The following is a 23,999-nucleotide window of genomic DNA, read 5'->3' on the forward strand; positions in this document are numbered from 1 at the left end:
TGGGCTTGGTGCACGTCCTCTGCACGTGCGCGAGGCGCGCTGCGTTTGGGGGGGCAATCAACTACAATCGAGAGGTCACTGTCTCGATGTGACGCTGATAAACTCATCGATGGGAGACCTAATGGGAGCCATGGAGCTTCGTCCGGATTCACACGGCAAGGTGCGCGACATCTATGACTGCGGAGACAGCCTGCTCATGGTCGCAAGCGACCGCATCAGTGCGTTCGACTATATCCTGCCCGACGAGATTCCCTACAAGGGCGAGATCCTGACGCGCATCTCAGCCTTCTGGTTTGAGAAGTTCGCCGACCTCATGCCCAACCACATGCTGAGCATGGACGTGAAGGACTACCCGGAGGAGTTTCAGAAGTACTCCGACTACCTTGCCGGGCGCTCCATGCTGGTGAAGAAGGCCAAGACGGTTCCCATCGAGGCCATTGTTCGCGGCTACCTCACGGGTTCGGGTAAGAAGACGTACGACCAGGATGGCACCGTCTGCGGCATCAGCCTCCCGGCCGGCTTGGTTGAGGCATCCAAGCTTCCCGAGCCGCTCTTCACCCCCTCCACCAAGGCCGAGCTCGGCGATCACGACGAGAACATCTCGTTTGATCGCATGGAGGAGCTGGTGGGGGATAGTGTCGGCCAGCAGATTCGTAGCGCGGCGCTCAAGATCTACAGCGCTGCCGCAGAGTATGCCTCTACCCGCGGGATTATCATCGCGGACACCAAGTTCGAGTTTGGCTACATCGATGGTCAGCTCACCCTTATCGACGAGTGCCTGACCCCCGACTCCAGCCGCTTCTGGCCCGCCGAGGGCTATGAGCCCGGCAAGGTCCAGCCAAGCTACGACAAGCAGTATGTGCGCGACTGGCTCAAGGCCAACTGGGACATGCAGGGCGAGCCGCCCCACCTTCCCGCAGAGGTGATCGAGGGAACCTCCAAGCGCTATCAGGAGGCATACCAGATCATTACCGGAACCGAGTTCAAGCCCGCAAAGGAGTCCAATGTCACTGCGTGATACCATCCGCGGCGCCCGCGAGGAGGCCGAGCAGGCAAACAGCGAAGCACCGGAGCCAAAGACCGCACAGCAGAAGGCGGTCGAGAAGATCATGTCCTCCGACGAGCCCAAGGCAGGCTTTAGCAAGAGGTCGGTCTCCCGTGCGCGCCCCGCGAGAGAGGCCGCTGCTGGTGTTCGAGTGGTGAAGTCCAGCGAGGTCGCAGCGGGGAAGATGACCAGCACCGGCAAGCGCGAGGAGGAGATGACCAAGGAGGAGAAGAAGCAGGCCCGCGAGGCCAGGCGAGACTCCGAGGACCGGCGTGCGGCTGCGTCCAGGATCATCCTCAGCTCAAAGCCGGGATACAAGAGTGGTCAGCGCATGTGGTGGATACTCCTCGGCGTGGGGATGGCATGCACGCTCCTGAGCTTTGCCCTCTCCAACATCTACTCCGCCGATCAGGCCACCGGTCTTGCCGGCCTGATCATGCTTATCCTGATCATCCTGGCCTACGGATGCATCATCGTGGCGTTTATCTACGACTGGCGCAACGTGAGGCCACTGCGTAAGGCAGCCGATCGCGAGGTTGCGTCCCTCTCCGAGAAGCGCGTCATGCAGATTATCGAAGAGGACTACAAGGCGGCGCAGCGCGAAGAGGCCGCTCGGGCAGAGGCAAAGGAGGCCCGCAAGGCCAAGAGAGCCCATCGTCACGAGCAGCACAGGTAAGGGTCATTTGTCCCCCAACTGGTGACTACTTGATGCTAGAATAGTCAGGCACGGCCCCGTAGCTCAGGGGATAGAGCACAGGTTTCCTAAACCTGGTGTCGTTGGTTCGAATCCGACCGGGGTCACCACGAGAAAGCGCAGGTCACAGCCTATGTTTTGCTGTGACCTGCTTTCTTTTTTTTCAAATTTACATGCCGTTGCGGACCAACTACTGGCCAAACTGTGCGAATGAACGAGCGGTTACCTCAATCACAAATGGCTTGACCGCTTCAATGAATGTGAGGTCGCGGCGGCAGGATCGCGTCGATGCAGCGCTTACGCTTCTGCGCGTGATGCCCCATGCCTGGGTAAGCGACGGTACATGTTGCGTAAGAAAATGCGAGGGACCTCGTTACGAGGCCCCTCGCCAAATCCAGCCGAATGCTTGGGAGACGAGCCTAGTTACCGCTCGTTGTGCTGCTTCCCGACGTTCCGCTGGTCCCCGAAGTCGTGTTGCTCCCGCTTGAGGACGTGCTGGAGCTTCCGTTGTCCGTCGTGCTGCTCTGGGGGCCATTCGAGATGACCAGCGTGATTGTGTCACCCTTCTTGGCGCTTCCGGTGGGCGACTGGCTAATGACCTGGTTCACGGGCGTGCTGTCATCGTACCGGTACTGCGGATCGTACTTAAAGCCGGCGTTTGCAAGCGTCGACTGTGCGGTGTCCTTGTCCATCCCTACGACGCTGGGGACCGAGACGGTCTCGGAACCTGTCGAAACGGTAATGGTGATGGTGGCACCCTTGGTTGCCGTGCCGGTGGGCGACTGGCTGATGACGAGGCCCTTCTCCACGCTATCGCTCGATGTGGATTGGACATCGACCTCAAAGCCTGCCGCCTGGAGCGCACTGGTCGCGTCCGACTGCGACTGGCCGGTCACATCAGGTACATCGACGCTCTCGGGGCCCTTGGACAGCTGGTAGGTGATGGTGTCACCCGCCTTGGCGCTCGAGCCGCCCGCGACGGACTGTGCGGCGACCTTGCCCACCTCGACCGTGTCGCTGTAAACGGAGTCTCCTGCCTTGGCTACCAGGCCGACCTTGCTCAGCGCCTCCTCTGCCTCCGAAGGGGACATCCCAGACAGGTCGGGGACGGTCACGGTTGCGGCAGGCTTGGCGCCCTTCGAGACAACGATGTTTATCTGCGTGCCCTTTGGGGCGGTGGTCCCTGCGTCGGGGTCCTGGTCCATGACCAGGCCTTCGGCAACCGTGTCGCTGTACTGCTCCTTAACCGAGCCCTTGCTGAAGAACCCGTTGCTGTTCTCGATCTGCTGGAGCGCCTCGTCCTCGGTTAGGTTGAGCAGGTTGGGTACCGACTCGGTCTGCGAGGAGTTGAAGTACGTGACAGCGGCGACAATGGCCGCGATGAGGGCGATTGCACCAACGACTGCGAGTATGGCCGTCCGCTTCTTGTGCTTCTTGGTCTTTTCGGCCTCCTGCTCCTTGGCCCGTTCTGTAGCGGTCTGCCCCTTAGGCCGCGAGATGGTGTTGATGCGGCTCATGGCGGCAGTGGATGCCTCGGCAGCGGAGAGGGGCGCGGTTACGGTCTGGGTAGCGCCCAGGTTGGTGAGCGCCGTTGCGTTGCTGACAGCGGCCATGCGTCCGGCGAGGTAGTCGCGCAGGACGTGGTAGAGCTCGTCCGCCGTCTGGAAGCGGTCCGCCGGGTCCTTCTGCATGCACTTGAGGATGATGCTCTCGAGCGCCGCATCCACGTTGGGGTTGATCTGACTGGGGGGCTTGGGCTGCTCCTTCACCTGCTTGAGGGCGACGGTGATCGCATCGTCGCCGTCGAAGGGAACCTGGCCGGTGGCAGCCTCGTACATGACGATGCCGAGGGAGTATATGTCGGTGGTGGGGCCAAGCTCCTTGCCCTGCGTCTGCTCGGGGGAAACGTAGTGGGCCGTGCCCAAGACCGAGTTGTCGGTCGTCAGGTGGCTGTTCTTGGCGCGGGCGATGCCAAAGTCCATGACCTTGATGTTGCCATCGGGCTGGACCATGATGTTCTGCGGCTTGATGTCGCGGTGAATGATGTCGTGCCTGTGTGCGACGGAGAGCGCCTGGGCAATCTGCGAGCCAATCTGCGCGACCTTCTTGCAGTCGAGTGCGCCGTGCTTGCGAATCCCCGTCTTGAGGTCGGTTCCGCGCAGGTACTCCATCACGATGTAATAAGTATCGCCGTCCTTGCCCCAGTCGTACACCGAGACGATGTACGGGCTCTGGAGCGCCGCGGCTGCCTGTGCCTCCTGTTTGAAGCGTGCGGCAAACGAGGGGTCGGCAGCGTACTGGGGAAGCATGGTCTTGATCGCAACCATCCTCCCAAGAACCTCGTCCAGGCCACGGTAGACCACTGCCATCCCACCGGTGCCGATCTTGTCCTGTACCGTGTATCGCCCGCCGAGAACTCTATCTGACATCGTCTCTCCCATCTGAGGCGTGTTGTGACTCGCGCCGAAGTTCCTCGTACCCCATAGCCAAATCCGCTAGTGACCTCATGAGCTCGCCCCCAGGGATTGAATGTTGAGGCAGGCGGCCAGCACCCGACCGGCGACAGCCGCTGCCTGCCCATTGACGTCGTTGCTCTCCGAACCCTCCAGGCAGACGGAGATTGCCAGGGTCGGAGAGTCATAGGGTGCAAAGCCAACGAAGAGCGAGTTGGAGACCGAATCACTTACCTGGGCGGTACCGGTCTTGCCGGCCACCTGGACCCCGCTCACCTGGGCTGCCGTGCCCGTGCCGCTCTCCACGACGTCGAGCATGGCCTTCTTGACCTCCGAGGCGGCCTGGCTCGAGACGGCCTGTCCCAAGGATTTGGGTTGCGTCGTCGAGGTGGTAGCACCCTCGGGCGAGAGAATGTGGTCCACAACGTAGGGGTTCATCACGATGCCGCCGTTTGCAATCGCAGCAACCATGACCGCGTTCTGCATGACGGTGGTCTGGGGACCGGCAGGACTCTCGTGGACGCCCACAGGTTGCCCGATGGCGGACCAGGCGGTCTCCCATTTGCTCATCTCGGAGGGCTTGGGCATGAGGGAGGCGGTCGTGGTGAAGTCGAGTCCCAGCCTGGTGCCATACCCAAAGGCATCGGCGTAGCTCACGAGCTTGTCGGCTCCAAGGGCAACTCCCAGCTGGCCAAAGACGGTGTTGGCGGACTCGGCATAGGCCTCCTGAAGGGTCAGGGAGTCCCATGCCTCTCCGTTGTTGTTGGTCACCTGGCCCCCGCCGATCTCCATGGATGACGGTGCCTCGTAGGCGGTGCTGAGCGAGGCGACGCCCGAGTCGAGTGCGGCGGCAAGCGAGATGGTCTTGAAGGTCGAGCCCGGGGTGTAGAGCGTCTGGGTGGCTCGGTTGACGAGTTCGCCCTGCCCCGCACCAGAGGCCATGACCGTGTCAAGGCTGTCGTAGGTGTAGCTGGGCGAGGAAGCCTCTGCCAGCACTGCCCCGGTCGAGGGGTTGAGGACGACTATGGCGCCCGTGTACCCCTGCAGTGCCTGTTCGGCAGCCTGCTGCATCTGCGAGTTGATGGTGAGGACCACCGACGAGCCCGCGCTCTCGACCCCTGCGAGCGAGTAAAGGGCAGACGTCCAGGACGAGTAGTCGGAACGACCGGTGAGGGTCTCGTTGAAGGTGGATTCGACTCCGGAGGTCCCATACTGCGTAGAGACGTATCCAACGGTCAGCGCAGCGAGCGACCCCATCGGGTGCTGCCTCACGTAGGTCCCGTCAGTCTGCTGCACCGACTCGGCGAGGGTCTGCCCGTCGGCGGTGATGATGGAACCACGCTTGATCTTGGAAGACTTCGCGATGGTGTGGTTGTTGGTCGGGAGGTTTTGGTAGGAGTCCGCCTTCACCACCTGGATGTAGGTGAGGTTGCCGATGAGCAGCGTGAACATCACTGCAAACACCGTTATGAGGGCAGTAAGGCGCTTGCCCAGGGCGACCCTGCCCAGCACGCCGGACTCGGGGGTCTGGAGCCCAAAGCTGCCGCGGGCGTGGGATCCGTGCACCACCGAGTCGGTGGGTGACGTTGCCCTGGCCGCCGTGCCTCGCATGGTCTGGGCGGGGCTGTGCGTGTTGGCCGCCTCGATCTGCGTCATGTGCCCGGTTCCCTCGTCGCCCGCCTTTAGGAGCAAGCCGACGATGATGAAGCTCGAGAGAAGTGAGCTGCCACCCTGGCTCATGAAGGGCAGGGTCACGCCCGTGAGGGGGAGCAGCTTGGTGACGCCGCCCACGATGAGGAACGCCTGGACCACGATTGCCGAGGTCAGGCCAACCGCCGTGAAAGCCGAGACGTCGCTCTTTGCCCTGCCGGCGGTGGTGAGGCCCCTCACGCTGAAGAGCAGGAACGCGATGAGGACGGCAGAGGCACCGAGGAGGCCCATCTCTTCTCCTATGGCGGAGAAGATGAAGTCGGACTCGACCACGGGGATGAGGGTGGGGAGGCCCTTACCGATGCCAGAACCCACCAGTCCGCCATCTGCAAGGGAGTAGAGCGACTGGACGATCTGGAGGCCCTTGTTCGAAGGGTCCGCAAAGGGGTTGAGCCAAATCTGGATACGGGTCTGAACATGCGAGAACAGGTGATAGCAGCCCACCCCACCGATGGCGAGGAGCAGGGCGGAGAAGATGACATAGCTCACTCGCCCGGTGCACACGTAGAGCATGATCACGAAGAAGGTGTAGAAGAGCAGGGCGCTGCCGAGGTCGCGCTCGAAGATGACGACGAGCAGCGAGACGCCCCACATGACCAGCAGTGGGAGCAGCATCCTGGGGCGAGGCAGTGCGAGCGGGCCGATGTGGCGGGTGGAGGCGGAGAGCATCTCGCGGTTCTCGGCCAGGTATGAGGCCAGGAACAGGACGATGAGGATCTTAGCGAGCTCGCCCGGCTGGAACGAGAATGGTCCGATGACGAGCCAGAGCTTGGAGCCCCCACGCTCGGTGCCGATGAGCATGGGAAGGAGGAGAAGCACCACACCCGCAATGCCCATGGAATACTTGTACTGGGCGAGCGACTCGATGCTGGGGACGGCCACCAGGACGGCGATCATCGCTGCCACGGAGACGAACAGCCACATGACCTGGCCCTCCGCCAAGGTAGGCGCGAGTCTCGTCACAAATGCTATGCCTATTCCCGAGAGCAGGAACACGATGGGCAGAATAGCCGGGTCGGCGCCTGGGGCAAACTTTCGCACGGCGAGGTGCGCCACGGTGAAGGCGGCAAACAGCCCGAGTGGGACCGAGAGGGACGAGAATGATATCGCCACGTTCATGTTCACGAGGTACATCGCATAGAGCAACGTCACGGGGAGGGCTGCCAGGACAAGGAGCATGAGCTCGGTGTTCCTGCGCGTATTCTGGCGCTTTGGCATGCTAGTCGCCCCCGTTCTGCTTTGTCGCCGAGCTCGAGGAGTCGGCGGTATCGGAGCTGCCGCTCGTGGTGGTCCTGTCTGCGGTCACTGCGGCGGAGCTCTTGTCGGCGTCAATCTGGTCGCGGTAGCTCTCGACCGTCTTCTTGGCCTCCTCCTCACTCCCCACGCGAAGCCCGCCTATCAGGCTCTGTTGCGTGGCGTCGGGAAGGTCCGAGATCTGCACCGACGTGGTCTCTTCCAAGTGGGAGAGGGGAATGCCCATGAAGCTCCCGGTTATCCCCTGGTAAATGCCGACCGTCCCCTCGTTGTTGGCGAGGTACCAGGATGAGTTGACGAAGACCAGGCCCGCGGCAATCATCGCGGCGAGGAGGCACCCTCCGAAGATGAGAAGGCGACGGATGAGTCGCTTCCTCATCGTGCGGTGGGCCTCGATGGCGCCGTCGTCGCTCACGTCGACGACAATGACGGTGATGTTGTCGTGCCCGCCGGCGCTCAGCGCGGCCGAGGTAAGGTTGTCCGCCGCCGACTGCGGCGTGACCGACGAGACGGCAATGGCCTCTATCTCGGAGTCCTCAACCATGGAAGACAGGCCGTCGGAACAGACGATGAGGCGGTCTCCAGTCGAGACGTCGAGCGTGAAGTGGTCTGCGTACATGTCGGGGTCAGACCCGAGTGCGCGTGTGATGATGGAGCGGGATGGGTGGACCCTCGCCTCGTCGGCGGTGATCTCTCCCGCGTCCACGAGCTCCTCGACGTACGAGTGGTCGTGCGTCAGCCTCACGAGCGTGCCGTGGTGGAGGAGGTAGATGCGGGAGTCACCCACATGGGCGATGGCCATCTTGTTGTTCTCGATGAGGACGCACGAGGCGGTGCAGCCCATCCCGGGCTTGCCCTTTCCGGTGGCGGCACCCTCGATCACGGCGGCGTTTGCCGCCTCGACTGCCGCCCCGAGGAGGATGTCGTCTGCGTGGATCGGAGCCTGGGCCCCTATCGTCTGCACGGCAATCGAGCTTGCCACCTCTCCTGCCGCATGCCCGCCCATCCCGTCGCAGACGGCAAAGAGCGGGGGCTGGACGAGAAACGAGTCCTCGTTGTGCCCGCGAACCAGGCCGATGTCGGTCCGGGCGCCCCATGACAGACGCTCGGTTTGGCCGTTGCGCGTCTCGGCACCCTCACGGTTCTCTACGGGAATCGTGTCGTGGCCCGGGCTATTGACCGGCTCCTCCTGAGGGTGCCTGGGCAGCATGCCGGCAAGGTTCACCCTGTGTGGCTGGCGCCAAATCATCTACGACTCACTCGCATGATCGCATCACCCACCTGGACCTCGTCCCCGTCACGGAGCGTGACGGGCTGCGAGATGGGGTGGCCGTTCACCAGGGTTCCGTTGGTGGAGTCCAGGTCTTCGAGGACCAGGGCGGGACCCTGGAGCGTAAAGCGCGCGTGCATCGCCGAGACAAACGGCTCGTCGATGACGATGTCCGACGACGGGGCGCGCCCGACCACGACGGGACCGAGCATGTCCACGTGAAGCCCCCTGAGCGACTTGGAGCCCTTCTCAACGTCGATGGACCATATTGCCCCGTCACGTCGCTGCCCGCGAACCAGGCCTACCCCGGTCTTCATGACCGCGAAGAGGAACACGTAGAGCAGGATCACCAGGACTATGCGTCCCGCAAAGAGTACAAGCTCTATCATGCCCTGCTCTCCCTGAACTCGAGGTTGGTCAGCCCAACCGTGATGAGGTCACCGTCCCTCAGGATGCAGCTGTCAACGTCGACGTCGTTCACGAGCGTGCCGTTGGTCGAGTTGAGGTCGGTTATGCGCCAGTCCCGGCCGTCGTAGGTGATCTCGGCGTGGCGGCGCGAGACGTTGGGGTCGTGAATCACGATGCCGCCCTGGGAGCGCTCGCGCCCCAGCAGCGTCGCGGGGGCGGTGGCGTTGTAGGTACGGCCGGTCTGGTGGTCGATGAGAAGGCAGGTGGGCGCCTCCGAGCTCTCCCTCGAGCTCCTCGCGCGCTGCGGATTCACCAGGGGGACGTTCTTGCGCTGGGTGGCGGGGACCGTCTGGGGCTGAGGTGCCCCCTGCATGTCTGCGCCCTCGTCGACGGCGGGAACGTGACGTGCCGCGTGCCGCGCCGCCTGCTCGGCCTCGGCCTCCTCGATCGAGTCCTGGACAAAGTCCTCGGGCAGGACCCTGAGCCCCGCGGAGGCATCCTCGCCCTGGGGGGAGACGAGTGGGGCGAACTCCTGCTCCTGAAGGTTCTCCAGGCCCTGGTCGAGAGGGTCGGCGACTGGCGCGGGCGCCGGCGTGGGCTGGACCGCCGCGAGCGGCTGCTCGCCTCGGCCGCGACCCTGCCTATTCCCGCGGCCCTTGTGCGCGCGTGACGCCTGCATCGGTGCGGCGGCGCCGCCGGAACCCTGAGAGGCACCGAGGAACGCCTCCTCTTCGTCACGAAGGCGCGCGAGCGTGCGTGCATCGACGTTCTCGGCAAACACGGCAAACTTGCCGCTGCGGAGCGTAGGGTCGACCATAAAACGAGCCAGGGGCTTGCCCACAAACACGTAGCCCTTGGAGTTTGCCTGTGCCTCGACGAATGAGACGATCTCTTGCGTGAGTTGGGCGTACAGGGAGCGCATCATCGAGTCGTCAGCCGACGAGATGAGGATGGTGAAGAGCGCGGGGGCGGTGTCGACCCCATCGATCTCGTACGTCTCACGCTGCATCTCGCGCGCGGCCTGCTTGGCGAGCTTCTTGAAGGAGAAGGGCTCCACCTGGCCCTGCGGAGAGGCGCCAAAGGCGTCGTTCACGCGACTCTCAAACGTCTTGAGCAGGTTCATCTATTCCTCCACCCCTCCGTCCACCTGTCGTGGACCCCTCAGGCTGGTTGCGATACACATAAGCACACCACAGAGTACAGCAATGCCCAACGCCACCGCCGTGGAGGCGGTCCATATGTCACCATTCTCCACTCGTGCGCGAAGTGCCTGCGTCCCAAGGATGAGCAGGCAACATACCATCTGACCTGCATAACCCCAGCCCGTGGCGACCCCATGCCGAGAGACTGCCGCCCCCGCCCACGCGGCGCAGGCGCATCCGGCGACAGTCGCCCACGTTCCGGGCGAGAGGAGCGTGGAGAGGAGGCCGGTGGCAGTCGGGTAAGCCGCGAACCCCGTTGCCCGCGCCTGACTCGCGAGCAGCGAGAGGAGCAGGCCAACCACGGAGGATGCGGTGGCCCTCGCGGGAGGCATGCAGAACGCTGCGAGGGGGGCTGACGCCATGGGGCAGGGAAGCAGGCACGGGGCCAGGACGACGAGGCCCGAGGCCCCGTCACTCCTGCCGCTTGACCACCACCAGGCGATGAAAGCGATCAGGGAGAGCGCCGGGAGCATGACCCCGGCGGTGCCCTCACCAAAGAGTGCCACGACGAGAAGGGCCACAAACGCCATGCTGCCGGAAGCGGGGACCAGTGCAGAGATGGCTGCACAGCCAACGAGCACGGGGGCGACCCAGCCCGGGTGAGCCGCGAGTGCGGCGTTCGCGAGGGGCACGGCCGAGCCCGCGCAGGCGACGGCGGTGCCGCCCCTGAGGGCGAGCCCCTGGAGCCAGGGATATCGATAGATGACGGGGAGGTAGCGACCCTCCCTGGTCTGTGGCTCGTCTCCGTCGTCACTTGTCGTTTGCGAGAGGAGGTCGCGCATGGACTCAGCTCCCGCCCGCACGTCCCCGGCGAGTCCGAAGACCAGCTCGTCGACAAACGTTCCCACGCTGGCGATCCTCCTGGTCGGATCGGGGTCGAGCGCCTGTGACATGACCTCCTCCGCCATTCCGGCGAGGCTGGGGTCGATCTTCGAGAGGGCGCGCCTGGGGCCAGCCTCCATGAGCTTGAGCGACCTCTCGGCGGTGTCTGCCGCAAAGGGGTTTGCTCCCGTGAGGGTCTGCCATACCACGACGGCGAGCGAGAACACGTCAGTGCGCTCGTCGACGAGCCCGCCCGTGATTTGTTCGGGGGGCATGTAGCCCACGGTGCCCCCTCGCGCGCCACCAAACCCTGTGGCGGAGGCGAGCGTGGCCATGCCAAAGTCACAGAGCTTCACCGTCCCCGACCTGTCGACCATTATGTTGGTGGGCTTGATGTCCAGGTGCAGCACGCCGTTCTCGTGTGCGAACGAGAGCGCCTTTGCCACGCTCGTCATGAGGTAGGAGCACTCGTCGTTGGTGAGGGTGCCGCCCTCGACCCTCGAGAGGAGCTCCGCGAGGTTGAGCCCGTCGACGTACTCCGTCACCAGGTAGGCCCAGCTGCCCTCCACCTCAAAGTCGTAGACCGTCACGATGTTGGGGTGCGCCAGCATGCTTGCCGTGCGCGCCTCCTGGAGCGCCTCGCGGATGGTTGATGCCCCGCCCGCTCCGGCAGCCTGCGGGCTCAGGGGAATCTTCTTGATGGCGACACGGCGCTGGAGCCTGGTGTCCCAGCAGGTGAGGACCGTGCCAAAGCCTCCCCTGATGCCCGCGCGCATGACGCGATATCGGTTGAGGAGGAGACTGGGCTCGCTTCCGCCCGTCGATGCGGGCGAAGGAGAATCCAGACGCTGCGTTATGGTGGGGTCTTCTCTCACGGCCGTCCTCGTCTTCGGTTCAGCTGCGGTTTTGTTGATGGCCACGCCCTATAGTAGCCCGTAGGGCGTCAATGCCCTTCCCGGTCCGCGCCGAAGGAGAGAAATACGCATCCAACTTCATCTCCCTGCATGAAGTCCAAATAATTTACCGTTGCAGAGTGTGAGAATAGTAGTATTATGGTGACCTACGCGGGCGTGGCGGAATTGGCAGACGCGTACGGTTCAGGTCCGTATGAGAGCAATCTCATGAAGGTTCAAGTCCTTTCGCCCGCACCATGGATTGCAAGCCCCGTCAGCACAGGCTGACGGGGCTTTTATTGTGCGGGACGGGCAGGGGCCTTCCCCAACTCCGCATGCGATGCGGCGGCAAAATGCCAGGGCGCCTCCCCACGTGAAGGAAAGCGCCCCATTCCAAAGTAAAGTTTGCGCGACGGGCTCTACTTGTTGTCGTCGTCGAAGTCGGACCAGCCGCTCTCCGAGTCGTCATCGAAGAGGTCCCAGTCCTCGGGTGACTTCTCGTGGTTCTTGTAGATCGCCCGCGTCTTCCTCTCTAGGACGACTGCGATGATGAGGAACAGGAGAATGCCGCCCAGGACGAGGGCGATGACCCCCTGGCGCGTGTTGAAGAGCCAGTTGATAAAGTCCATTGGTCGCCCTTTCCATACGAGACGCGCACCGGGTGCGCGGCCTGTTCGGGGAATAGTCGCCACAAGTATATACTTGGGATTCGCGCGGACGCGTCCGCGCAGGCAGTAAGGCCAACCAAACGGTTGGCGTGGCCAAGCCATCCAAGCACGAGGGGAAGCAGCATGCTTGACATCAAGTTCGTCAGGGAGAACCCCGACGTCGTCGACAAGGCCTGCGAGTCCAGGCAGAACGCCCACTGGGACCGCCAGAGGTTCTTCGAGCTGGACGAGGAGCGTCGCAGCACCATCACCGAGGTCGAGGCGCTCCAGGCGCAGCGCAATGCCGTCTCCAAGCAGATCGGCCAGCTCATGAGGGAGGGCCGCCGAGACGAGGCGGAGCAGGCCAAGGCGCAGGTGAGCGCAAACAAGGAGCGCATCTCCCAGCTTGACGACAGGCGCGCCGAGGTCGAGAAGGAGCTCTTTGACCTTGTCGCGGCAATCCCTAACATCCCCCACGAGTCCGTTCCCTACGGCGTCGACGACTCCGACAATCCCGAGGTCCGCAAGTGGGGCGAGCCGACGAAGTTTGACTTTGAGCCCAAGGCACACTGGGACCTGGGTCCCTCCACGGGAATGATCGACTTCGACCGTGGCGTGAAGCTTGCGGGCACGCGCTTCTACCTCCTGGGAGGCGCCGGCGCCCTCATGGAGCGTGCCCTCATCAACTTCTTCATCGACGAGCACGTGAAGGCCGGGTTCAAGGAGTGGTGGCCCCCTGTCATCACCAACTACGACTCCCTCTTTGGCACGGGACAGCTCCCCAAGTTTGACGAGGATTTGTTCCATGTGAGCGGCGGCATGTACCTTATCCCGACCGCCGAGGTCATGCTCACTAACATCCACCGCGGCGAGGTGCTTGACGGCGACAAGCTCCCCCTGTGGTACACCGCGTTCACCCCTTGCTTCCGCGAGGAGGCCGGCTCTGCTGGCCGCGACACACGCGGCATCATCCGCGTCCACGAGTTCGACAAGGTTGAGATGGTCAAGTTTGCCAAGCCCGACGACTCCATGAACCAGCTCGAGTCCATGGTCGCCGAGGCCGAGCACTGCCTTCAGAAGCTCGGTCTGCCGTACCACGTGGTCTCGCTCTGCACGGGCGACCTTGGGTTCTCTGCCACCAAGTGCTACGACCTCGAGGTGTGGCTGCCCAGCTACAACAACTACAAGGAGATCTCGAGCTGCTCCAACTGCTGGGACTTCCAGGCCCGTCGTGCCAACATCAAGTACCGCGACCCCTCCGAGTTCAAGGGGACGCGTCTTGTCCACACGCTCAACGGCTCTGGTCTTGCGGTGGGGCGTACCATGGCGGCAATCATGGAGAACTACCAGAACGCAGACGGCTCCATCACCGTCCCCGAGGCCCTGCGTCCGTACATGCGTGACATGGAGGTCATCAAGCCCCAGGCGTAGGTCATCGGGGCTTCCTGGAAGGCGTAAGGCGCCTCCCATACATATAGCAACTAAAATGGGGTGTCCCGCCTGTGCGGGGTACCCCTTTTCTATAAAGTCTGATACGATAGAACAAATGTTCTACTACGGAGAGGAGACGAGCATGGCGGGCAAGTGGGAAGAGGTCCTGAGAGATGGTGGGGATGACGAGCTCAGGGTCATAACCGCCAAGATGGAGGGTGACACCCTCTTTGTAGAGGAGAGGACCGAAGGAAACGCGACCAGACTGGTCTACGAGGAGGACTGCCACAAGCACATGGTGCGCGTCCGCGGGGATTCCCTCCGTGCCCTGAAGGCGTCCCTGGAGGCAGAGATGGAGGTCCCCCCTGCGCCAATGCTCCAGGTGCTCCGTATGTTCCTTTCTGAGCATCGCAGCATGCTCGACCTTCAGGACAGGTTGGACAGGGCGGCCGTTCCATACGACTACATCTCGCGCGAGGGCGTGTGTGAGATCTATCGCCCGGGCGTCACCTTTAGGTAAGGGGTGCCTTCCTTCACTGATGGCTTACGTCACAGGGAGGGCGATGCGCAATAAAAAAGAGGACCTCTTTCGAGGTCCTCTTGCATTCGCTGGTGCGGCGTATAGGATTCGAACCTATGACGTTCTGATTCGTAGTCAGACCCTCTATCCAGCTGAGGTAACGCCGCGTTGCGGGTATTAATATGCTCCCAAACCCCTGGAGTGTCAAGGAGAAATCTCAACTTTCTCGACTGAAAACCCGTTTTCGCAGGTAGCCACAGGAAAAAAGATTTGGGCGAGACAGGCAATCGTTTGGGGGGTGTCGAAACCTCCTGACGCCTCGAGAGTAAAAAGAAACCCGACACCAAGCGGTGCCGGGTTGCGTGTTCTGGCGGAGAGCTGGGGATTCGAACCCCAGATAGGGTTTGCGCCCTATACTCGCTTAGCAGGCGAGCACCTTCGGCCTCTCGGTCAGCTCTCCAATCAGTGATGCCGTTGCATCATACCCCACATTATCGAACGTCACAACATCGACTTCCATGGAGTCCAAGAATCTGCGGCAGCAGCGGCGGCCACGGAGGGCTTTTGGTCGGGGGAGAGGGGCCACTGGGCAAGGCCTGTCGTCCGCGTCATCTGGGTAGCAGGGCGGATGCGTCCGCTTGGATGTCGTCCCTGTGCGAGCGAATGGCATCCCAGGAGAAGCGCCGCTCAAAATCGGCGGCGTCAATCTCCTCTCCCCCCTCTGCAAGGCCGATGTACGAGGCGAGAAGTCCCACCACCACCTTGGGGGAGACGTTCTCCTCCCGTAGCGCCTGGAGGCTCAGGTCATGGTCCCGCTTCGAGAGACGCCTGCCGTCAGGGGCGACGAGGAGTGGTACATGGCCGTAGCGCGGCGGCGTCATCCCCAGAAGCCCGGCGAGGTAGATTTGGCGGGCGGAGGAGGGGAGAAGGTCGCGGCCCCTCACGACCTCCGTCACGCCCATCTGGCAGTCGTCCACGACCACGGCAAGCTGGTACGCCACGACCCCGTCGCTTCTCCGTATGAGAAAGTCGCCGCACTCATGTGCCAGGCACTCCTCGTGCGCGCCGTATCCCAGGTCCTCGAACACGATGGTGCCATTGGGGTCGTCCTCCGCAGGGACCATGAGTCGCGTCGCAGGCCTTCTCTTCCTGCTCCTCTCGGCAACCTCCCGGGGAGAAAGGCCACGGCACGTGCCGGGATAGAGGTAGGTTCCGTCCGAGGCATGCGGTGCCGTTGCGGCGTGGAGCTCGGAACGGGTGCAGAAGCAGGGATATGTAATGCCCTTCTGGGCGAGGGCATCGATCTGTTGCAGGTAGACGTCCGTTCGGTCGCTTTGGTAGACGGGACCCTCGTCCCAGTCGATTCCCAGCCATCGAAGGTCGTCCACGAGCATCTGTGCGTTCTGGGGGTCCTGAGCACGTGGGTCGAGGTCCTCGATCCTCAGGATGACCCTTCCTCCTTGCGAGCGGGCGGATGCCCACGCAACGAGTGCCGAGAACGCGTTTCCCAGGTGCATGCGGCCAGACGGCGTTGGGGCGAGGCGCCCTACGGCGGGGGGCTTTGGGGCTCCCTCTTGGGGCGTGGCGTCTTGTGGAAGAGAGGTAGTCATGGCCCTATATCGTATCGCCTCCCCGGTGCCGTGCCTTTTGCGGGCCTATATGTTTGCGGTGAATACATGGTATTGCATTAATGGAAAAAAGTATGCGTTACGTAATGATTAACGCAAGTAGATACCTCTAATTCCCAAAATGGTACCGTTCACAGAATCCAATATTTTCACGACAAAATACTGATATCGAAGTTATAGTAATAATTCTGGACGGTTCGTCTGCAGGCCTGGCATGGTGCCTTGGCCCAACACACAGGAGGAAGACATGGCAAGCATTGGCAAGCCCAACCGCGTCGTCATCGCCCTGGGCGGCAACGCGCTCGGCAACACCCCCGAGGAGCAGATTGCCCGCGTCCGCGCGGCTGCCCCCACGCTGCTCAAGGTCATCGAGCAGGGCAACGAGATCATCATCACCCACGGCAACGGCCCGCAGGTTGGCATGATCCAGAAGTCCTTTGCCCTCGCCCACGAGGACGACCCCTCCGTTCCCGCCATGGACCTGCCCGAGTGCGGCGCCATGTCCCAGGGCTATATCGGCTACCACCTGCAGCAGGCCATCGGTGCCGCCATGCACAAGGCCTACAAGCGTTGGCACGTGGCCACCGTCGTCACCCAGATCGAGGTCGACCCCGACGATCCCGCGTTCCAGAATCCCACCAAGCCCATCGGGCAGTTCCTCACCAAGGAGCAGGCGGACGAGGAAAAGGCCGCTCACCCCGAGATGACCTTCGTCGAGGACTCCGGCCGCGGCTATCGTCGCGTCGTCGCCTCCCCGCAGCCCAAGAAGATCGTCGAGTACGAGAGCATCCTCAACCTCCTCGACAACGAGTTCATCGTCATCGCCTGCGGCGGCGGCGGAATCCCCGTTGTGCGCGACTACAACGACAAGGGCGCCTACAAGGGCATCGCGGCCGTCATTGACAAGGACATGGGCGGCGAGCTGCTGGCAGAGGACTGCCACGCGGACATGCTCGTCCTGCTGACCGCCGTCGACCACGTCGCCATCAACTTTGGCAAGCCCAACCAGGAGGAGCTCACCGACATCGACACCCAGCAGGCCAAGGAGTACCTGGCCCAGGGCCAGTTTGGCAAGGGCTCCATGGAGCCCAAGGTGCGCGCCGCCGTCAAGTTCGCGGAGTCCCGCCCCGGCCGCGTCTGCATCATCGGCTCGCTCGACAAGGCGGCCGAGGCCATGGCAGGCCTCTCCGGCACCCGCATCCACGCGTAGTCCGAGAAAATAGGCCTCAAGGGGGTCGCGACTCGGGTCGCGACCCCCTTTTTCGTATGTCTATCTCTCCTGCCGGAACGTTTGCCCATAGATATAGATGCCAGGAAGCTTGACCTCTCTCCCCTCGCCCTCTGCGCCGGGTACGGTCTGGCTCTCATACGACGCGAGGCGGCTCAGCCCCTTGTGGTCATAAAACGCGAAGTCGCATTCGTCGTCGGTCATGAGGAAGAACCCGTCGGCACCCTCCGCGTCCAGCTTTCGCCGCATGAGGTCGAACAGCCTGCCCCCTACGCCCAGCCCCTTTGTGTCCGGGTCGACCATAAGAAGGTTGAGCTCGGCGGAGGTGCAGTCGTCGTCGCTCTGCAGATAGGTTGCGGCCACATCAAGCTCGCGCCGATCCACGAGCAGCTGGTCGTGCATCCGCCTTGAGAGCTCAGGGTAAAAGGCCCTGGCGGCTTTGATGAGGAGGTTTCGGTGCCACCGCCACTGGCTGGGGGAGGCCTCTCCCGCCACGCGTCCCAGGGCGCAGCCAATTGCCCGGCCATCGTGCTCCGCCACGATAGAGTGGGGCGAGATGGAGAGGTAGGTGGCGACGGCGACCGCGCCAAAGAGGCGCATCTCGTCCTCCCTCCTCGCATCGCACCACAGGCGACCATAGATGTCGGACAGGGACTCGAAGTCGTCGTCCGCGAACGGCCGGAACTTCACCGAAGGCATTGTCTCACGCCTTTCGCAACAAAAGATTTCCCGATTGATGCCTACCGTATCACGTACCCCATCTTGTGCGAGGTAGACGCGCGGAAGGTGTAGTCGGCTCTGCCTCCGCAGGGAAGACGTTGTGCGGGGCAGATTCCGTGCCCCACGTCCGCCCGGGCGCGAGGCACCCGCGTCAGCCTCCCGCATATGGGTACGATACGGAAGACGTACGCTCTCGACCCACGGAGGCACGGGCATGGCCTATGCAGAGGAGACACAACCATCGTTCACGCTGGGCGACCCCGCCATCGTCTGCCGGTGGCGCCTGTGCCAGGGGCGGCTACCCATGGAGAACCGGCACCTGAGGGCGCTCTCCCGACGCAAGGTCGGGGGCGAGCCGGTGAGCAGGGAGCTCATCGCCTGGGCCAAGCAGCACATAGAGTGGACGCTCGAGGACGGCTCAGCGGAGCATCCCGACGGCGTCCTCATGCTCGTCATCGACTCCGCGGGCAAGGCAGCCATGACCGTGGGCCCCTACACCGAACTGCCGGCAGCCAGTCTCGCCGACCTGGTGGGCAGGGCAACCGTGTCGAGTCGCGAGGCGGACGAGACGGGCGTGGGGCCCGAGTCGCTTTGGATCGCCCGGGACGGCGCGTTCTACTGGGGCATCGAGCCAGGCTGCGCGCCATCGGGTGCTGCTACGCTGGTGGAGGACCTTGCCAAGACTTTGGGCCTTCCCGTGAGGCGCGTTGACGGGCTGCCGCGCAAGGTCGCGTCCGGCGAGGTCGAGTACGACGAGGCGTTTCTCGTATCCGATGAGCACGGAGTGGTTCTCGCGACTGATGCCGCGGGAGAGCAGGGCGAGAGGTTCCGCAGCGGCTACGACAAGCTCATGGAGAGCTACAGGCGCAAGCACTAGCCCGCGCGTGCCGTGGGGTGCGACGGCACTACATCCCGCGGAACCCACGTCCGACGATTTCGGAGCTGTTCACCATGGTCATGAAGGCGTGCGGGTCCGTCTCGCGGAGGTAGATCCTTAGGCGCGTGGCCTCGCGCCGCGAGAGCACGGTCACCAGGACCGTCTCGGGTCGTCCCGTGAACGCGCCCCTCTCCTCGCGCACCGTCGCGGTGCGATGCAGCTCGCTCACCAAAAAGCCGACCACGTCGTTTGGCCTGCTGCAGATGACGGTGCACACCTTCTGGGTGTTCACGTTCTCTATGAACGAGTCGACCACAAAGGACTTTGAGATCAGGCCTAGGATGCAGTACAGGCCCGTCCTCGGCCCATAGAGCGCCGCTGCGGTGGCGACGATGGCTGCATCCACCAGCAGGAGCGCCTTGCCTATCTGGAGCGACGAGTACTTCTTGAGGATCATCGCGAGGATGTCGGTGCCTCCTGTCGAGGCGCCGATATTGAAGACGATCGCGCTCCCCACTGCGGGGAGTCCCACCGCGAAGATGAGCTCGAGCAGCGTGTCGTTGGTAAGTGGTGCCGAGAGCGGGATCAGCCTCTCGAGGATCGAGACGTAGAACGAGAGGGCGAACGAGGAGAACACGGTCCAGCCCATGGTCCGGCGGTCGAGGAATGCGAGGCCTAGGAGCACGAGGGCGAGGTTGACCAGCCACATGAAGGCGCTCACGGGGTACTTGGGGAAGAGCGTCGAGAGGATGATGGACAGGCCCGACGTCCCTCCCAGGGCAAAGTGGTTGGGGGCCTTGAAGACCTCGATGCCAATGGCCGTGAGGAAGAGCCCGAGGTTGAGCGTGAGGAAGAACTGGATGCGGCCCGGCTCCTCTCGCCTGCGGGCGGCTCTCTCGCCCTCCTCGATCTCGGTGCGGGAGAGTTGCTCCTGTGGGACGTACATGCCGTGCTCCTCCTGTTTCCCGTGCGCCATCGACGGTCGCGAGCATGCCCCCGTCCCATCTATTTGTCAATCGTCCCCTCGACCCCCTGTCGCAAGTCGCCCCATGAGCGGCAGGGGTTTAGAATGTGATGACCCTGCGGAGTGCAGGGAAAGTCAATCGGCCGAAGGAGGCCCCTACGTTGTTCGCTTCTCCCAACTCAACTAAGAAGCACCTGTCCACCACCAGAATCGCCCGCATCTCGACCATTGCCGGCTTGTATGCGGCACTCTCGCTCGTCTGCATACTGTTCCTGGGCGGCCTCGCGTGGGGGCCGGTTCAGTTCCGCCTCTCCGAGGCCGTCTGCGTCCTCGCCCTCTTCACCCCCGATGCGGTGCCGGGTCTCGCGCTCGGGTGCGCAATCGCCAACCTCGCGAACATCGCTCTTGGGGGAACCGGCATGCTCGGCATGCTCGACGTCGTGTTTGGCTCCCTTGCCACGGCGCTCGGTGCCCTTGCGAGCTGGAGGCTTCGCGACCGGCCCCGACTCGCCCTCCTCGGGCCGGTCATCGCCAACGCGCTCATAGTCCCCGCCTACCTGCCCATCATGCTCCAGGGCCTGGGCTTCTACGCCATCCCGTTCACATCCATCTCGCTGGACGGGGCATATCTGCCCATGTACCTCTTTGGCCTCGTCGCGACGGGTCTGGGCGAGGCGGCCGTGATGTACGTGCTCGGCCTGCCCCTCTACAGGGCGCTGAGCGACAGCCCGCTTCCCGAGCGCCTGGCGCGGGATGCGGGGGTGCAGACGGAAGGAGCGTAAGCCACAGTGAATCCCGTCGTGGTCATACCGTCGTACTGGACCGGTCATGACGAGCCCTCCACCTTGGGGGAGGTGGGGGTCTACGACTATGCCACCCCCATAACCAAGCCCGTGCCCGAGCTCCAGACCTGCCTGGAGTCCCTGGAGGGTGTCCGTGGCGTCCTTCGCGTCATCGTCCTCGTGATAAGCGAGGCGTCCTGCGCGGAGGGCGCCCGTGCGCGGGTCAATGCTGTGTGCCGCATGCACCCGGACCTCAACCCCCTTGTCATTGGCGCTCGCGAGGCCGACCTCATGGCGCGCGCCATCTCGCGTGTCTCGCCTACCATGATGGGCGACGTGGTGTCTCTCCGCGGCTACGGGGCGATTCGCAACATGGGGCTTGCAGTGGCAGCGGCGCTTGGCCACGACGTGGTTGTGTTCATGGACGATGACGAGGTTGTTGCCGACGAGAACTTTCTCATCAACGCCGCCTACGGGCTTGGCCTGGCGACCAGGCAGGGTCTTCCAATCGCCGTGAAGAGCGGCTGCTACCACAACTCGGAGGGCTCGGCCTATGCAACGGAGGAGAAGCCCCGCTGGTACGACCGCAGGTGGTCCAAGAGGGTGGAGTTCAACCAGATGATGCACCGCCTTCAGGGCGGCACGCGCATCTCCCGCTCGAGCTACGCCTGCGGCGGGTGCCTGGCAGTGGGCGCAAGGGCCTTCTGCAGCGTCCCGTTTGATCCCTTCATCACCAGGGGAGAGGACCTGGACTACGTGCTCGACCTCCGCATCTATGGGTATGACGTTTGGTTTGACCAGGATTGGTGGGTGTGGCGGAAGGTCCCTCCCATGCGAGAGGGCGTGGACCTGTTCCGCCAGGACGTGTACCGCTGGGAGTACGAGGCGAGCAAGCTCCAGGTTGCCAACCGGTCCATTGGCCTGCATCCCGTAAGGCCCGAGTCGCTGAGGCCATACCCCGCGGAATGGGTCTCGCCAGGCGTGAGCCGGCGCATCTCCACCACCGCCTTCCTGCGTACGATTGGCTGCAAGGAGCACCGCAGGTACCTCCAGATTTGGAGGCACGGGCACGCGGAGGCGCGCGAGTGGGCGGCCAGGGAGGGCGAGAGCTACTTCAGGCTCCAGACGTACTGGTCAAAGATGATGGGTGCCATCTGGGCAAACCCGGTCCTTGCCCAGGAGCTCCAGCGACTGGGCGGCGTGGTGCAGGCGGGGGAGGAGAGGCATGGTTAGCCAAACGTACTCACGGCGCGGCGTTGTGCTGCGTGCCGCCGTGGCGGTGGGGGCGGTGCTGCTCCTGTCGCTCGTGGGCCTGCTCGCTTCCGCAAACTCTGGCCCCGTCCGTGGCGGCATCGTCATCGCCCTTGCCGCGGGCGCGCTTCTCGCCTTGGTCATCGTGCTTGTGTCCGCCCGCATGCTTGAGCCGGAGGACCTCCGCTCGCGTGCCACCGAGCGTACCCTGCGTGTTGCCTCCGGTACCCTCAAGTACATGTCGGAGGGGCTCACGGAGGAGGACTGCAAGGCGGTGTGCCAGCTCCTGCTGCCCGAGACGGCAGCCTCCGCCATTGCGATCACGGACCTCACCAAGCTTCTCGCCTACGTTGGCGTGGAGATGCAGGGGCCTGCCGTCGGAACCCCCAACAGCGTTCCAACCATGCAGGTCATACAGAGCGGCCGCATGCAGACCTTCAGCAACATGGACGTGCAGGAGGACCCCCGCGTCGCCGAGGAGGGTACCCGCGGCGACCTGGACCCCGTACCCTATCCCATGGGCATCATCGCGCCGCTCACCGTTCGCGACCATGTGGTGGGTACCATCAAGCTGTATTACGCGCGGGGCAGCGAGGTCGACCGCACCCAGCTGGCCATCGCCCGAGGCCTCGCGGAGCTCCTTTCCACCCAGCTTTCGGCATACGAGCTCGACCGCCAGGCGGAGCTCACGGCGAGGGCCGAGGTCAAGGCGCTGCAGGCCCAGATTAACCCGCACTTCCTCTTCAACACGCTCAACACCATCGCCTCCCTCACCCGCACCGACCCCGCCAAGGCGCGCGACCTGCTGCGCGAGTTTGCCGTGTTCTACCGCAAGACGCTTCAGAGCTCTCAGCAGACCATTCCGCTCTCGGAGGAGCTGGCGCAGACCCGCCGCTACCTCAAGATCGAGAAGGCGCGCTTTGGCGAGGACCGCATCATCGAGACCGAGAACGTCGAGACGGGCTGTGACGACGTGCTTGTTCCCGGGTTCATCGTGCAGCCCATCGTGGAGAACGCAGTTCGCCACGCCATGAGAGACGACGGGCCGCTGCACATCGACGTCCAGGCGGTTGTGGACGGGGGAGACATCATGATCGCCGTGGCAGACGACGGCCTTGGCATGGACGAGTCGGTTGCCGAGCGCCTGCTGAGCGGATCCTCGCAGGAGTCGTCGGACAGCTCGAAGGGCACGGGAATCGCGCTAAAGAACGTTGCCGAGCGCCTTGAGCGATTCTATGGCGCCGGCTCGGGCGTGGAGATCATGAGCAAGGTGGGCGAGGGGACCTGCGTCACCCTCCGCCTCGTGGGTGCCGCCCCTGCATCGCAGCAGCATGCGGAGGCCTGACCTGGGACAAGAGCCACCAATTGTGGGGCTTGTGCCAAGGGGTTAAGATGGGGAGAGGCACCGACGGGCCGCCCTGGGGCGTTCCGCTATTCGAAAGGTTGTGTGTTGCATGCTTAACGCGTTGATCGTGGACGACGAGGCCCCGGCTCGCTCCGAGCTGCGCTACCTCCTCGAGGAGACCGGTCGAGTCGACAACATCGAGGAGGCATGCAACGCCCGCGAGGCGGTCGAGGCCCTGGTGAAGGGCAAGGAGGGTTCCGACCACCGTACCGACGTCATGTTCCTGGACATCTCCATGCCGCGCACGTCGGGCATGGAGCTGGCGCAGGCGCTCCAGAAGCTCAAGAACCCGCCGGCGGTCGTCTTTGTCACGGCGTACAGCGAGTATGCGCTCGAGGCCTTTGACGTCGATGCCGTGGACTACCTCATGAAGCCCGTGGAGACCGACCGTCTGATGCGCGCACTCGATAAGGTGGAGTCGCGCGTCAAGCCCGCCGCTCCGTCGCACGCGTCGGTCGAGCGCATTCCCGTGGAGAAGGGCGGCAGGAAGGTCCTCGTCCCGGTCAACCAGATTCGCTACATCGAGGCAAAGGACGACTACTCCTGCATCTACACTGACGACGACAGGTTCCTCTCTACCATCTCGCTCGCCAAGCTCGAGCAAAAGCTCACTCCGCACGGCTTCTTCCGCGTTCACCGTGGCTACATCGTCAACCTCGAGCACGTGGAGGACGTCGAGGTCATCTCCAGCGGCATCCTCCAGCTTGGCCTCAAGGGCGTGGAGGACAAGAAGATTCCCGTCTCGCGACGTCGCGTGGTCTCGCTCAAGCGCGCGCTGGGGCTGTAGGGGCTGAC

Annotated in this window: 20 protein-coding genes and 4 tRNA genes; 12 read left to right on the top strand and 12 right to left on the bottom strand. The window is 63.6% G+C overall.

What is annotated here, in order from left to right; translation table 11 throughout:
* Positions 1 to 121: 121 nt before the first annotated feature.
* The 3 genes from FYJ68_RS00860 to FYJ68_RS00870 all read left to right on the top strand — a co-directional run bounded on the left by FYJ68_RS00860 (position 122) and on the right by FYJ68_RS00870 (position 1,849).
* A complete protein-coding gene (locus tag FYJ68_RS00860; protein ID WP_195837664.1) occupies positions 122 to 1,018 on the top strand; it encodes a phosphoribosylaminoimidazolesuccinocarboxamide synthase in 897 nt (298 codons plus the stop codon).
* Positions 1,005 to 1,721, top strand: coding sequence for a hypothetical protein (locus FYJ68_RS00865; protein ID WP_154433439.1), 717 nt, complete (start codon positions 1,005 to 1,007; stop codon positions 1,719 to 1,721). Before FYJ68_RS00860 ends, FYJ68_RS00865 begins: the two co-directional genes overlap by 14 nt.
* A 52-nt stretch (positions 1,722 to 1,773) precedes the next feature.
* Positions 1,774 to 1,849 (top strand) — tRNA-Arg (locus tag FYJ68_RS00870).
* A gap of 309 nt (positions 1,850 to 2,158) precedes the next feature.
* Here FYJ68_RS00870 and pknB read toward each other — a convergent pair.
* From pknB to FYJ68_RS00900, 6 genes are all read right to left on the bottom strand, one after another.
* Entirely contained in the window at positions 2,159 to 4,168 is a 2,010-nt protein-coding gene (gene pknB, locus FYJ68_RS00875) for a Stk1 family PASTA domain-containing Ser/Thr kinase (protein ID WP_154433440.1), read from the bottom strand.
* 75 nt (positions 4,169 to 4,243) lie between these two features.
* The gene (locus FYJ68_RS00880) at positions 4,244 to 7,120 is read right to left on the bottom strand and encodes an FtsW/RodA/SpoVE family cell cycle protein (RefSeq protein WP_154433441.1); all 2,877 of its coding nucleotides are present in this window, start codon (positions 7,118 to 7,120) and stop codon (positions 4,244 to 4,246) included.
* A gap of 1 nt (position 7,121) precedes the next feature.
* Positions 7,122 to 8,366, bottom strand: a complete 1,245-nt coding sequence (locus FYJ68_RS00885) for a Stp1/IreP family PP2C-type Ser/Thr phosphatase (protein ID WP_229771931.1) — start codon at positions 8,364 to 8,366, stop codon at positions 7,122 to 7,124.
* Between the two features lie 35 nt (positions 8,367 to 8,401).
* A complete protein-coding gene (locus FYJ68_RS00890; protein ID WP_154433443.1) occupies positions 8,402 to 8,815 on the bottom strand; it encodes an FHA domain-containing protein in 414 nt (137 codons plus the stop codon).
* Entirely contained in the window at positions 8,812 to 9,957 is a 1,146-nt protein-coding gene (locus tag FYJ68_RS00895) for an FhaA domain-containing protein (RefSeq protein ID WP_154433444.1), read from the bottom strand. Before FYJ68_RS00895 ends, FYJ68_RS00890 begins: the two co-directional genes overlap by 4 nt.
* Entirely contained in the window at positions 9,958 to 11,634 is a 1,677-nt protein-coding gene (locus FYJ68_RS00900) for a serine/threonine-protein kinase (protein ID WP_154433759.1), read from the bottom strand. It lies immediately after the preceding gene.
* Positions 11,635 to 11,922: 288 nt separating this feature from the next.
* Here FYJ68_RS00900 and FYJ68_RS00905 point away from each other — a divergent pair.
* A tRNA-Leu gene (locus FYJ68_RS00905) sits at positions 11,923 to 12,009 on the top strand.
* Positions 12,010 to 12,170: 161 nt separating this feature from the next.
* Here FYJ68_RS00905 and FYJ68_RS00910 read toward each other — a convergent pair.
* A complete protein-coding gene (locus FYJ68_RS00910; RefSeq protein WP_154433445.1) occupies positions 12,171 to 12,380 on the bottom strand; it encodes a DUF6724 family protein in 210 nt (69 codons plus the stop codon).
* 162 nt (positions 12,381 to 12,542) lie between these two features.
* Between FYJ68_RS00910 and serS the strand changes: the two genes are divergently transcribed.
* Together serS and FYJ68_RS00920 are read left to right on the top strand one after the other, a co-directional pair.
* Positions 12,543 to 13,829 carry a serine--tRNA ligase gene (gene serS / locus FYJ68_RS00915; protein ID WP_154433446.1) on the top strand — a complete coding sequence of 429 codons (1,287 nt, stop codon included), beginning with the start codon at positions 12,543 to 12,545 and terminating at the stop codon, positions 13,827 to 13,829.
* 115 nt (positions 13,830 to 13,944) lie between these two features.
* Positions 13,945 to 14,349, top strand: coding sequence for a hypothetical protein (locus tag FYJ68_RS00920; protein WP_229771932.1), 405 nt, complete (start codon positions 13,945 to 13,947; stop codon positions 14,347 to 14,349).
* A 90-nt stretch (positions 14,350 to 14,439) separates the two neighbouring features.
* Here FYJ68_RS00920 and FYJ68_RS00925 read toward each other — a convergent pair.
* The 3 genes from FYJ68_RS00925 to gluQRS all read right to left on the bottom strand — a co-directional run bounded on the left by FYJ68_RS00925 (position 14,440) and on the right by gluQRS (position 15,959).
* Positions 14,440 to 14,516: transfer RNA gene (locus FYJ68_RS00925), tRNA-Arg, on the bottom strand.
* A gap of 201 nt (positions 14,517 to 14,717) precedes the next feature.
* Positions 14,718 to 14,809: transfer RNA gene (locus FYJ68_RS00930), tRNA-Ser, on the bottom strand.
* A 148-nt stretch (positions 14,810 to 14,957) separates the two neighbouring features.
* Positions 14,958 to 15,959 carry a tRNA glutamyl-Q(34) synthetase GluQRS gene (gene gluQRS, locus FYJ68_RS00935; RefSeq protein ID WP_154433448.1) on the bottom strand — a complete coding sequence of 334 codons (1,002 nt, stop codon included), beginning with the start codon at positions 15,957 to 15,959 and terminating at the stop codon, positions 14,958 to 14,960.
* A gap of 265 nt (positions 15,960 to 16,224) precedes the next feature.
* Here gluQRS and arcC point away from each other — a divergent pair, with 265 nt between their 5' ends.
* Positions 16,225 to 17,187, top strand: a complete 963-nt coding sequence (gene arcC / locus FYJ68_RS00940) for a carbamate kinase (RefSeq protein WP_154433449.1) — start codon at positions 16,225 to 16,227, stop codon at positions 17,185 to 17,187.
* Between the two features lie 60 nt (positions 17,188 to 17,247).
* Here arcC and FYJ68_RS00945 read toward each other — a convergent pair whose 3' ends face one another.
* Positions 17,248 to 17,904 (bottom strand): hypothetical protein, encoded by a 657-nt coding sequence (locus FYJ68_RS00945; RefSeq protein WP_154433450.1) that lies wholly within the window; start codon positions 17,902 to 17,904, stop codon positions 17,248 to 17,250.
* Positions 17,905 to 18,139: 235 nt separating this feature from the next.
* Here FYJ68_RS00945 and FYJ68_RS00950 point away from each other — a divergent pair, with 235 nt between their 5' ends.
* On the top strand, positions 18,140 to 18,802 hold the full coding sequence (locus FYJ68_RS00950; RefSeq protein WP_154433451.1) for a hypothetical protein: 663 nt from the start codon (positions 18,140 to 18,142) through the stop codon (positions 18,800 to 18,802).
* A gap of 28 nt (positions 18,803 to 18,830) precedes the next feature.
* On the opposite strand, the gene FYJ68_RS00955 is transcribed toward FYJ68_RS00950, so the two are convergent.
* Entirely contained in the window at positions 18,831 to 19,748 is a 918-nt protein-coding gene (locus FYJ68_RS00955) for a YitT family protein (protein ID WP_154433452.1), read from the bottom strand.
* A 179-nt stretch (positions 19,749 to 19,927) separates the two neighbouring features.
* Here FYJ68_RS00955 and FYJ68_RS00960 point away from each other — a divergent pair, with 179 nt between their 5' ends.
* The 4 genes from FYJ68_RS00960 (at position 19,928) to FYJ68_RS00975 (ending at position 23,991) form a co-directional block, all read left to right on the top strand.
* The gene (locus FYJ68_RS00960) at positions 19,928 to 20,548 is read left to right on the top strand and encodes a QueT transporter family protein (RefSeq protein ID WP_229771933.1); all 621 of its coding nucleotides are present in this window, start codon (positions 19,928 to 19,930) and stop codon (positions 20,546 to 20,548) included.
* A gap of 6 nt (positions 20,549 to 20,554) precedes the next feature.
* On the top strand, positions 20,555 to 21,781 hold the full coding sequence (locus FYJ68_RS00965) for a hypothetical protein (protein WP_326832142.1): 1,227 nt from the start codon (positions 20,555 to 20,557) through the stop codon (positions 21,779 to 21,781).
* Complete coding sequence (locus FYJ68_RS00970) at positions 21,774 to 23,144, top strand: sensor histidine kinase (protein ID WP_154433454.1); 1,371 nt, start codon at positions 21,774 to 21,776, stop codon at positions 23,142 to 23,144. Before FYJ68_RS00965 ends, FYJ68_RS00970 begins: the two co-directional genes overlap by 8 nt.
* A 109-nt stretch (positions 23,145 to 23,253) precedes the next feature.
* The gene (locus FYJ68_RS00975; RefSeq protein WP_154433455.1) at positions 23,254 to 23,991 is read left to right on the top strand and encodes a LytR/AlgR family response regulator transcription factor; all 738 of its coding nucleotides are present in this window, start codon (positions 23,254 to 23,256) and stop codon (positions 23,989 to 23,991) included.
* Positions 23,992 to 23,999: the final 8 nt, after the last annotated feature.

Origin of the sequence: Olsenella porci, from assembly GCF_009695875.1 — a bacterium.
In the GTDB taxonomy this organism is placed as follows: Bacteria; Actinomycetota; Coriobacteriia; order Coriobacteriales; family Atopobiaceae; genus Olsenella_H; species Olsenella_H porci.

Bases quoted from the DNA above. Each gene is read 5' to 3' on its own strand.
- FYJ68_RS00970 (WP_154433454.1), top strand. From the start codon at position 21,774: ATGGTTAGCCAAACGTACTCACGGCGCGGCGTTGTGCTGCGTGCCGCC.
- FYJ68_RS00865 (WP_154433439.1), top strand. From the start codon at position 1,005: ATGTCACTGCGTGATACCATCCGCGGCGCCCGCGAGGAGGCCGAGCAG.
- gluQRS (WP_154433448.1), bottom strand. From the start codon at position 15,959: ATGACTACCTCTCTTCCACAAGACGCCACGCCCCAAGAGGGAGCCCCA.
- FYJ68_RS00945 (WP_154433450.1), bottom strand. From the start codon at position 17,904: ATGCCTTCGGTGAAGTTCCGGCCGTTCGCGGACGACGACTTCGAGTCC.
- FYJ68_RS00975 (WP_154433455.1), top strand. From the start codon at position 23,254: ATGCTTAACGCGTTGATCGTGGACGACGAGGCCCCGGCTCGCTCCGAG.
- FYJ68_RS00890 (WP_154433443.1), bottom strand. From the start codon at position 8,815: ATGATAGAGCTTGTACTCTTTGCGGGACGCATAGTCCTGGTGATCCTG.
- FYJ68_RS00880 (WP_154433441.1), bottom strand. From the start codon at position 7,120: ATGCCAAAGCGCCAGAATACGCGCAGGAACACCGAGCTCATGCTCCTT.
- pknB (WP_154433440.1), bottom strand. From the start codon at position 4,168: ATGTCAGATAGAGTTCTCGGCGGGCGATACACGGTACAGGACAAGATC.
- FYJ68_RS00955 (WP_154433452.1), bottom strand. From the start codon at position 19,748: ATGTACGTCCCACAGGAGCAACTCTCCCGCACCGAGATCGAGGAGGGC.
- serS (WP_154433446.1), top strand. From the start codon at position 12,543: ATGCTTGACATCAAGTTCGTCAGGGAGAACCCCGACGTCGTCGACAAG.
- FYJ68_RS00950 (WP_154433451.1), top strand. From the start codon at position 18,140: ATGGCCTATGCAGAGGAGACACAACCATCGTTCACGCTGGGCGACCCC.
- FYJ68_RS00860 (WP_195837664.1), top strand. From the start codon at position 122: ATGGGAGCCATGGAGCTTCGTCCGGATTCACACGGCAAGGTGCGCGAC.
- FYJ68_RS00900 (WP_154433759.1), bottom strand. From the start codon at position 11,634: ATGCGCGCGGGCATCAGGGGAGGCTTTGGCACGGTCCTCACCTGCTGG.
- FYJ68_RS00910 (WP_154433445.1), bottom strand. From the start codon at position 12,380: ATGGACTTTATCAACTGGCTCTTCAACACGCGCCAGGGGGTCATCGCC.
- FYJ68_RS00895 (WP_154433444.1), bottom strand. From the start codon at position 9,957: ATGAACCTGCTCAAGACGTTTGAGAGTCGCGTGAACGACGCCTTTGGC.
- FYJ68_RS00885 (WP_229771931.1), bottom strand. From the start codon at position 8,366: ATGCTGCCCAGGCACCCTCAGGAGGAGCCGGTCAATAGCCCGGGCCAC.
- FYJ68_RS00920 (WP_229771932.1), top strand. From the start codon at position 13,945: ATGTTCTACTACGGAGAGGAGACGAGCATGGCGGGCAAGTGGGAAGAG.
- arcC (WP_154433449.1), top strand. From the start codon at position 16,225: ATGGCAAGCATTGGCAAGCCCAACCGCGTCGTCATCGCCCTGGGCGGC.